Source organism: Thermoleptolyngbya sp. C42_A2020_037 (assembly GCF_015272455.1).
Classification (GTDB): Bacteria; Cyanobacteriota; Cyanobacteriia; order Elainellales; family Elainellaceae; genus Thermoleptolyngbya.
This window is the reverse complement of sequence record NZ_JACYLP010000007.1, coordinates 58,747-67,293: the sequence shown is the minus strand read 5'-3', so window position 1 is coordinate 67,293 and position 8,547 is coordinate 58,747. Positions and strand designations below refer to the sequence as shown.

7 protein-coding genes are annotated in these 8,547 nt (G+C 53.1%); 3 read left to right on the top strand and 4 right to left on the bottom strand.

Annotated features, from left to right (window positions below; all coding sequences use genetic code 11):
• Nucleotides 1-231: 231 nt before the first annotated feature.
• The 3 genes from IGS16_RS02210 to IGS16_RS02200 all read left to right on the top strand — a co-directional run bounded on the left by IGS16_RS02210 (nucleotide 232) and on the right by IGS16_RS02200 (nucleotide 3,765).
• Nucleotides 232-2,166, top strand: coding sequence for an ATP-binding protein (locus tag IGS16_RS02210; protein WP_297082954.1), 1,935 nt, complete (start codon nucleotides 232-234; stop codon nucleotides 2,164-2,166).
• Between the two features lie 64 nt (nucleotides 2,167-2,230).
• Entirely contained in the window at nucleotides 2,231-2,935 is a 705-nt protein-coding gene (locus IGS16_RS02205) for a gamma-glutamyl-gamma-aminobutyrate hydrolase family protein (protein ID WP_297082952.1), read from the top strand.
• Between the two features lie 56 nt (nucleotides 2,936-2,991).
• The gene (locus IGS16_RS02200) at nucleotides 2,992-3,765 is read left to right on the top strand and encodes a glucose 1-dehydrogenase (RefSeq protein WP_297082950.1); all 774 of its coding nucleotides are present in this window, start codon (nucleotides 2,992-2,994) and stop codon (nucleotides 3,763-3,765) included.
• Between the two features lie 188 nt (nucleotides 3,766-3,953).
• On the opposite strand, the gene rpsJ is transcribed toward IGS16_RS02200, so the two are convergent.
• The 4 genes from rpsJ to rpsG form a co-directional block, all read right to left on the bottom strand.
• Nucleotides 3,954-4,271, bottom strand: a complete 318-nt coding sequence (gene rpsJ, locus IGS16_RS02195) for a 30S ribosomal protein S10 (protein WP_068507455.1) — start codon at nucleotides 4,269-4,271, stop codon at nucleotides 3,954-3,956.
• Nucleotides 4,272-4,396: 125 nt separating this feature from the next.
• Nucleotides 4,397-5,626, bottom strand: coding sequence for an elongation factor Tu (tuf, locus tag IGS16_RS02190; RefSeq protein WP_068507458.1), 1,230 nt, complete (start codon nucleotides 5,624-5,626; stop codon nucleotides 4,397-4,399).
• Nucleotides 5,627-5,652: 26 nt separating this feature from the next.
• Nucleotides 5,653-7,773: an elongation factor G gene (gene fusA, locus IGS16_RS02185; RefSeq protein ID WP_297082946.1), complete on the bottom strand. Its 2,121-nt coding sequence runs from the start codon at nucleotides 7,771-7,773 to the stop codon at nucleotides 5,653-5,655.
• A 185-nt stretch (nucleotides 7,774-7,958) separates the two neighbouring features.
• Nucleotides 7,959-8,429: a 30S ribosomal protein S7 gene (gene rpsG / locus IGS16_RS02180; RefSeq protein WP_297082944.1), complete on the bottom strand. Its 471-nt coding sequence runs from the start codon at nucleotides 8,427-8,429 to the stop codon at nucleotides 7,959-7,961.
• Between the last annotated feature and the right edge of the window lie 118 nt (nucleotides 8,430-8,547).

Below are 8,547 nucleotides of genomic sequence, written 5' to 3'. Positions count from 1 at the left end.
GGAGCTTCATAGGGTCAAATGTAAAGTTTTATGTCTCAATTCAACACTTCTGGTTATTAAGGTGCGGGCGAGATATTGAGATGATTGGTCAAATTAGACACGATTACTTAGGGGGAACCATCCTACGATGAGAATTTGAGTAAGAATTTGGGTAGCTTCACAACGAAATCGGGGCGCAACGAGACTGGAATAAACAATTCGACCCATCAAGGCTGACAACGCTTACTTGGAATGGCTCTTCTACAACCCCCGGAGCGAACTGCGACCAGCACCTTTTTGAGAGAATCCTCCCAAGTTACCGACCAGATCGGTAATTCGTTTGTGCTAAATTTGTATGCGCGGGTTCGTGAAATTGAGGCGCTAGCCCGCGCGATGTCAACGATGGCGGAAACACTACCGACCGTAGAATCCCTGATGCAGCAGGTGATCCCGCCACTGTTGAATTTTCAAAATGACGGGGCGATCGCCGGTGGTGGGGTCTGGTTCGAGCCGTATGCCTTCGCGGGCGATCGCGAGCGCCAAAGCTTCTTTTGGGGACGGGATGCCGATGGGCAACTCCAGTTTTTCGATGACTATAACCAGTGCAGTGTCGGCTACCATCAGGAAGCATGGTACGTCGCAGGGAAGTATGCCAAGCCTGGGCAGTGCGTCTGGAGCAAAGCCTACATGGACCCCCACTCTGGCGAACTGATGATTACCTGCACTGCCCCGGCCTATCGCCAGGAAGCTTTTTTAGGCGTGGTGACGGTTGATCTGAAGCTAGAAGGGCTGCAAGAGACCGTCAATCTGTGGCAGAAAAAGACAGGCGGCTACATTATCGTGCTGGATTATGGCAATCAGTTTATCGCCTTTCCCAAGCCAGATTGGGTGAAAAAAACGCAGACTCATGCCAGCGGAAAAGCCGTCGAAAGGTTCATCACCTTGCAAGAACTAGTTGAGAAAAAACCGCTGTTTTCGCCACTCCTGAATGCAGCGCAGCTTGCAGATATGCAGACCTTTCAATCCCCTCAAGATCTACCTAATTCGCCAGATGCAGCGATGCCCATGCTGAGCGCCGAAAGTAAAGAAATCAGCCCCGAAGATGAGCAGCGGCTGGCGACGATTTTGACGATATCAAATAGCAGCGATCGCACGGATTATCTCCAGCAAAAGTTTGAGCTAGAGCAAGATGAATTGCTGCAAGAAATGGCGATCGCCTCACTGTTTCAAGTTCCCAAAGTCTACTGGAAGGTGTTTATCGTCAAGCCTCGCTCAGAGATTGCCGTCGCCACCCATAGCCTGATTCAGACTGATAAGATGGCCACGCTGGGTCAAATGGTGGCAGGTGTCGCCCATGAGGTCAACAATCCCCTCAATTTTGTCGTGGGGAACCTCAACCATGCCAGCGCCCAAACCGAAGACTTGCTCAGCATTCTGCGGCTTTATCAGAAACACTATCCAGAGCCAGTAGCGGAAATTCAGCAGGCGATCGCCAGCACCGATTTAGACTTTATTGCAGAAGACCTACCAAAGCTGATTCGCTCCATGAAAATGGGGGGCGATCGTGCTTTAGAAATTACGCAGCAGCTCCGCAACTTTTCTCGAATGGATGAATCTGTTCGGCGCGTCGCAAATCTGGTTCAAGAACTAGAAAATACGCTGGTTATTCTCGGTCATCGATTCAAGCCAAAGCGCGATCGCCCGCCGATTCAATTAATCAAAGAATATCAGGCAATTCCTGAAATCGAGTGCTATCCAGGGCTATTAAATCAGGTGTTTATGAATTTACTTGTGAATGCGATTGATGCCCTGGAAGATGCTGCTTATTCTAAACAAGTCATTGACTCTAAACAACATTCTAAACACAGCAGTCCAACAAATGACTTTTATCCCACCATTTGGATGCAGGTGAGTTTAGTCAACGACACCGGAGTGCAGATTGATATTTCTGACAACGGCCCCGGCATCTCGCCCGAACGACAGGCTCGCCTGTTTGAGCCGTTTTTTACCACCAAGCCCACGGGCAAGGGCACCGGGCTGGGTCTAGCCATTTGCCGTCAAATCGTCGAGCAGCGCCACGGGGGTACTCTGACCTGTCAATCGACCCCATTTCAAAAAACAACGTTTACCGTGAGGCTGCCGCTTGCTATGATGCCCAAATCCTCCCCAGAATCCTCGTCGATCTAGCCCATGCTGATCGATTGGCATTGACGGGCGGGGTGTCTCTACCGACTGTGCGTTTCCTGACCGAATGCGATCGCCCCTGATTGGAATTACCACCTATAGCCGCAGCGAAGCAGGCGAGTTTACCCTACCTGCCACCTACGTCGATGCCGTGCAGCTTGCGGGCGGGTTTCCCGTGCTGCTGCCGCCTGTCCAAGCCGACCCGACCGCGCTATTAGACACCCTGGATGGGCTGATTTTTTCTGGCGGCGGCGATATCGACCCCAGTGCCTATGGCGGCGAACCGCACCACACGATTTACCTGGTAGACGAGGAGCGCGACGAGTTCGAGCTAGCTTTGGCAAAGGCAGCTTTGACCGCGAATTTGCCGACGCTGGGTATCTGCCGGGGAATGCAGGTCATCAGTGTCGCCAGTGGAGCCACGCTAATTACCCATGTGCCGGATGTCTATGGCGAGTCGGTCACCCACCGGCTCGACCATCCCCGTCGCCCGGTGCAGCATCCCGCCCAGGTGCAGCCCGGCAGCCGCCTGGCCCAAATGCTGGGCACGACCCATCTTACGGTCGTCTCCTGGCATCACCAGGCGATTAAAACCTTGCCGGATTGCTGGCAGCCTGTAGCCCACGCTGCTGACGGGCTGATCGAAGCACTGGAGCACAGGCACCATCCGTGGCTGTTCACCGTCCAGTGGCATCCAGAACTGTCGCCCGCCGACCCCAACCACCAGCGCTTGTTTCAGTCGCTCGTAGAAGCCGCCAGAGCTAAACCATGACCCCGGCTGCAACGCTCAGTATTGTCCTTTTAACCCTTAACCCCTAAATCCTAAACATGCGTCTATCGAATAAAGTTGCCCTGATTACTGGAGCCGGAAGTGGCATCGGGCGTGAGTCTGCGATTCTCTTTGCCAAAGAGGGCGCACAGGTGGTAGCGTGTGATGTAAACCTGGCCACAGCGACGGAAACGGTTAGCCTAATTGAGGCAGCAGGTGGAGAGGCGATCGCCATTCAGGCAGACGTGTCAAAAGCAGCAGATGCAAAGGCAATGATCGACGCGGCTGAAGCATCCTACGGCAAGCTCAACGTACTGTTTAACAATGCAGGTATCTTCCACGCAGCAGATGGTTCCGTCCTGGAAACCGAAGAAGACATCTGGGATCTGACCCTGGATATCAATCTCAAAGGCGTGTTTCTCGGCTGCAAATACGGCATTCCAGCGCTGCTGCGGGCCGGCGGCGGCTCAATTATCAACACTGCATCGTTTGTGGCGCTGATGGGCGCAGCAACCGCGCAAATCGCCTACACAGCCAGCAAGGGCGGCGTGTTGTCGATGACGCGAGAAATCTCCGTCGAATTCGCCCGGCAAAACATCCGTGCCAATGCCCTCTGCCCCGGCCCAGTGGAAACGCCGCTCCTGCAAGAGCTACTGGCAGATCCAGCCCGTCGCCAGCGCCGCCTAGTGCATATTCCCCCAGGGCGCTTTGCCAGAGCAGTCGAAATGGCGCAGGCGGCTCTCTTCTTGGCCAGCGATGAATCGTCCTTCGTCAACGGCGCAACCTTCACTGTAGATGGCGGCATCACAGCAGCCTACGTAACACCCGAATAGGCACAAGCGAAACACACCATCTTTCTCCCTGGGTTTAATCCATGGCACGCTTTACAAAAACTAGAAGCAAAATATTTCTGGAAAGCGGTATTAATTAAACGCGGCTCTCCAGAAATATTGCGTGGCTCATTCAAGAAAAAAGTGCTGTCAATTTGAGCAGGTTCAGCCGTCAGCCCCAGAGCGATGCCTTAAAGCTTGACCTCGATATCCACGCCTGCTGGCAGATCTAGCTTCATCAGCGCGTCAATTGTCTTAGAGGAAGGCTGATAAATATCGATAATCCGGCGATGAGTGCGCGTCTCAAAGTGTTCGCGGGAGTCTTTATCAACGTGGGGCGATCGCAGGACGCAATAAATCCGCCGCTTGGTGGGCATTGGAATGGGGCCAATCGCTGTAGCATTCGTACGATTTGCCGTTTCCACAATTTTTTCGCAGGAGGTATCCAAAAGACGACGGTCAAACGCCTTTAGGCGAATCCGAATTTTTTGCTGCTGAAGAGTTGCCATCTAAAACTATCCAAATTTCAAGGTTCAGAGTTACGTAACCGAAGGCTAGGAATCAAAAATTGACCCTCTAAAAGCACTACTCCGACCTTACATCCAGAAAAAGCCGGAGTAGCGCTCAAAAGGAACTACTTGATGATCTTTGAAACCACGCCTGCACCGATGGTGCGGCCGCCTTCACGGATCGCAAAACGCATTCCCTGCTCAATGGCGATCGCATTGATCAGTTCAACGTTCACCTTAATGCGGTCACCTGGCATCACCATCTCTGCATTGCTGCCGTCGTCAGCCGTGAAAGACTTGATCGTGCCCGTCACATCGGTGGTTCGCACATAGAACTGAGGCTTGTAGCCTGCAAAAAAGGGCGTTTTGCGGCCGCCTTCCTTTTCAGTCAGCACGTACACCTCACCCTCAAACTCAGTATGAGGCGTGATCGTACCTGGCTTGGCGATCACCATACCCCGCTCAATGTCTTCCTTCTTCAGACCCCGGAGCAGCAGACCTGCGTTGTCGCCAGCCAGACCTTCGTCCAAGCTCTTCTTGAACATTTCGATCCCCGTCACCGTGGTCTTCCGAGTGTCACGCAGACCCACCAACTCAACTTCCTCGTTGACCTTGATTTTGCCACGCTCAATCCGACCAGTCGCCACCGTGCCCCGACCTGTGATCGTGAACACGTCTTCCACCGCCATCAAGAAGGGCTTATCAATGTCACGCTCAGGAGTCGGGATGTACTCATCCACAGCGTCCATGAGTTCGTAGATTTTGTCTACCCACTCATTCTGCCCCCGCTGAGTCTTCGGATCTTTGATCATGGCTTCCAGCGCCATCAGACCAGAACCCCGGATAATCGGCAGGTCGTCGCCTGGGAACTCATATTCGCTGAGCAGCTCGCGCAGTTCCAGTTCCACTAGCTCCAGCAGTTCTTCGTCGTCCAGCTGGTCAACTTTGTTCAAGAACACCACGATGCTAGGAACACCCACCTGGCGAGCCAGAAGAATGTGCTCCTTGGTCTGGGGCATAGCACCATCGGTAGCAGCCACCACCAAGATAGCGCCGTCCATCTGCGCTGCACCTGTGATCATGTTCTTCACATAGTCAGCGTGGCCAGGGCAGTCCACATGAGCGTAGTGACGGCTCTCAGTCTCATACTCCACATGAGCCGTGTTGATCGTGATGCCCCGAGCTTTTTCCTCAGGAGCAGCATCAATCTCATCATACTTACGAGCCTGAGCCTGCCCAAGAGCAGCCAGTGTCATCGTGATCGCGGCAGTCAGAGTCGTTTTGCCGTGATCCACATGACCAATCGTACCAATGTTGACATGAGGCTTGGTTCTTTCAAATTTTGCGCGTGCCATGAATTTACTTGTCCCTTTCTCCTGAGTTAAGCGTTCCCTTTGCTCTTGGCAATAATGGTTTCAGCCACGTTGCGAGGCACCTCGTCATAGTGGCTAAACTCCATCGTGAATATGCCACGACCCTGGGTTTTCGACCGGATATCGGTCGCATAACCGAACATTTCTGCCAGCGGCACCTTAGCGGTAACCTTAGCATTGCCCTGTTCGGTGTCCTGGCCCTCAATCTGTCCTCGACGAGAGTTGAGGTCACCAATGACGCTCCCAATGAAATCTTCGGGAACCTCAACCTCAACCTTCATCATAGGCTCCAAAAGGACAGGCGCTGCTTTCAGCACAGCATTCTTGACTGCCATTGATCCAGCGATCTTGAATGCCATTTCTGAAGAGTCCACCTCGTGGTATGACCCATCCACCAGCGTGACCTTTAGGTCAATCACCGGATAACCTGCCAGAATCCCAGATTCGCAGGCTTCCTTCATGCCCTGCTCAGCGGGCCCAATGTATTCCTTAGGAACCGCACCGCCGACGATCTTGGACACAAACTCAAAGCCAGTACCCGGTTCACCCGGCTCCACTTCAATCACAACGTGGCCGTACTGACCCTTACCACCACTCTGGCGAACAAATTTGCCCTCTTCCCGAACTGCCTTGCGGATCGTCTCGCGGTAGGCAACCTGAGGCGCGCCAACGTTGGCTTCCACCTTATATTCTCGCTTCATCCGATCTACCAGAATGTCGAGGTGAAGCTCACCCATGCCCGCAATCACGGTCTGGTTCGTTTCGGCATCAACGTGAACTCTGAAGGTGGGGTCTTCTTCTGCCAAAGCTTGCAGAGCCTTGGATAGCTTCTCCATGTCCTGCTTGGTTTTGGGTTCCACCGCGACAGAGATTACAGGCTCAGGAATAAACAGAGATTCCAGAATAATTGGATTTGCCTCGTCGCAGATCGTGTCACCTGTAAAGGTATCTTTCAGACCCAGGGCCGCACCCAAGTCGCCAGCCCGCAGTTCTTCCACCTCTTGGCGATCATCTGCCTTTAGAACAATCAGACGAGAAATCCGCTCCTTCTTACCCTTAGTTGCGTTGTAGACATAGCTGCCCTTGGTCAGCACGCCGGAGTAGACCCGGATGAAGGTTAAGCGGCCATAGGGATCCGCCATAATCTTGAACGCCAGAGCAGCCAGAGGCTCGTCATCATCGGCATTACGAGACGCAACGCTGCCGTCAGGCAAAGTGCCCTGAATAGGAGGAACTTCCAGGGGAGAAGGTAGATAGTCCACCACTGCATCCAGCAGCAACTGAACACCCTTGTTCTTGAAGGCAGAGCCGCAGAACATAGGAACAATCTGACCCGATATCGTGCCCTTGCGGAGGGCAGCCCGGATTTCGTCTTCGGTCAGTTCTTCGCCTTCGAGGTACTTTTCAGTTAGTGCGTCGTCGGTTTCAGCGGCTGCCTCGACCAGCTTGACCCGGTATTCCTCAGCCAGTTCAAGAATCTCTTCAGGGATTTCAGTTTCTTTGATGTCTGTGCCCAAGTCGTTGGTGTAGATATAAGCACGCATCCGAACTAGATCCACGATCCCTTTCAAATTGTCCTCACTGCCGATGGGAAGCTGCGCCGGAACCGCATTTGCCCGGAGGCGATCGCGCACCTGATTATAAACCTTGAAGAAATCAGCACCCGTGCGATCCATCTTGTTAACAAAGACGATCCGGGGAACTTTGTAGCGATCGGCCTGCCGCCAAACGGTCTCGGTCTGCGGCTGTACACCTCCCACCGAACACAGAACCGTAATCACACCATCCAGGACACGCATTGAGCGTTCCACCTCAATGGTGAAGTCTACGTGACCGGGAGTGTCGATGATATTAATGCGATGCTCCGGCTCTCCAGCAAGCGGCTGGGTGGGATCTTTCGGGTCGCGGCGTGTCCAGGCAGTGCTGATAGCCGCTGCCGTGATGGTAATCCCGCGTTCTCGCTCCTGAGCCATCCAGTCGGTGACAGCGGTTCCTTCATGAACCTCGCCCATTTTGTGGACGACACCGGAGTAGAACAGGATACGCTCGGTGGTGGTAGTTTTGCCCGCATCAATGTGGGCTGCAATACCAATGTTTCTAACTCTTTCTAGCGGGATACTTCGTGCCACGGCTACCTCCTTAAGTGCTTGCCGCCAAATGTTCGCATAACTGCGTCTGTGATGCGTCTGTTAAGATTCTATACTTTATCTTTCACACCCGGTTCACACCCCCTGAAAATCACAAGGTGCGATTTCACCTCAGAAGATAAAGTCCCTACCTACAGTGGAAAACCAGAGGCGTTCTGGCAGATTGCTTAGTAGCGATAATGGGCAAATGCTTTGTTCGCTTCAGCCATTTTGTGCGTTTCTTCGCGCTTACGAATTGAACTGCCCGTCTCATTTGCAGCATCCATCAACTCGTTTGCCAACTTCCCAGCCATTGTTCGACCAGAACGAGAGCGAGAAAATTGAATCAGCCAGCGCAGGGCCAAAGCCGTACCGCGATCCGATCGCACTTCCATCGGGACCTGATAGGTTGCACCGCCCACCCGACGAGCCTTCACCTCGACCAGAGGAGTTGCATTTTTCACAGCACGCTCAAAGGTTTCGAGCGGGTCAGATCCAGTTCGCTCTTGAATCAACTCAAAAGCGTCATAGACAATGCCGTATGCCAGGGATCGCTTGCCTGAGCGCATGATTCGGCGAACGATCATGCTAACCAGGCGGCTATTGTACTTGGGGTCTGGGGGAACCGGACGCTTTTGAATGACGGTACGGCGAGACATAACTTTAGTAGCCCTTGTGTTTTGTAGACCTTTAAGAAGAGTGGACAGTAAAGATAAGAACGACTGAGAGAAACTTGGCAAAACTCGAAGAGAATCCCGATAGCAGTGCCAAACAACC

Excerpts from the sequence above, each read along its gene's own strand:
- IGS16_RS02210 (WP_297082954.1), top strand. The coding sequence starts at position 232 with ATGGCTCTTCTACAACCCCCGGAGCGAACTGCGACCAGCACCTTTTTG.
- IGS16_RS02205 (WP_297082952.1), top strand. The coding sequence starts at position 2,231 with ATGCGATCGCCCCTGATTGGAATTACCACCTATAGCCGCAGCGAAGCA.
- IGS16_RS02200 (WP_297082950.1), top strand. The coding sequence starts at position 2,992 with ATGCGTCTATCGAATAAAGTTGCCCTGATTACTGGAGCCGGAAGTGGC.
- rpsJ (WP_068507455.1), bottom strand. The coding sequence starts at position 4,271 with ATGGCAACTCTTCAGCAGCAAAAAATTCGGATTCGCCTAAAGGCGTTT.
- tuf (WP_068507458.1), bottom strand. The coding sequence starts at position 5,626 with ATGGCACGCGCAAAATTTGAAAGAACCAAGCCTCATGTCAACATTGGT.
- rpsG (WP_297082944.1), bottom strand. The coding sequence starts at position 8,429 with ATGTCTCGCCGTACCGTCATTCAAAAGCGTCCGGTTCCCCCAGACCCC.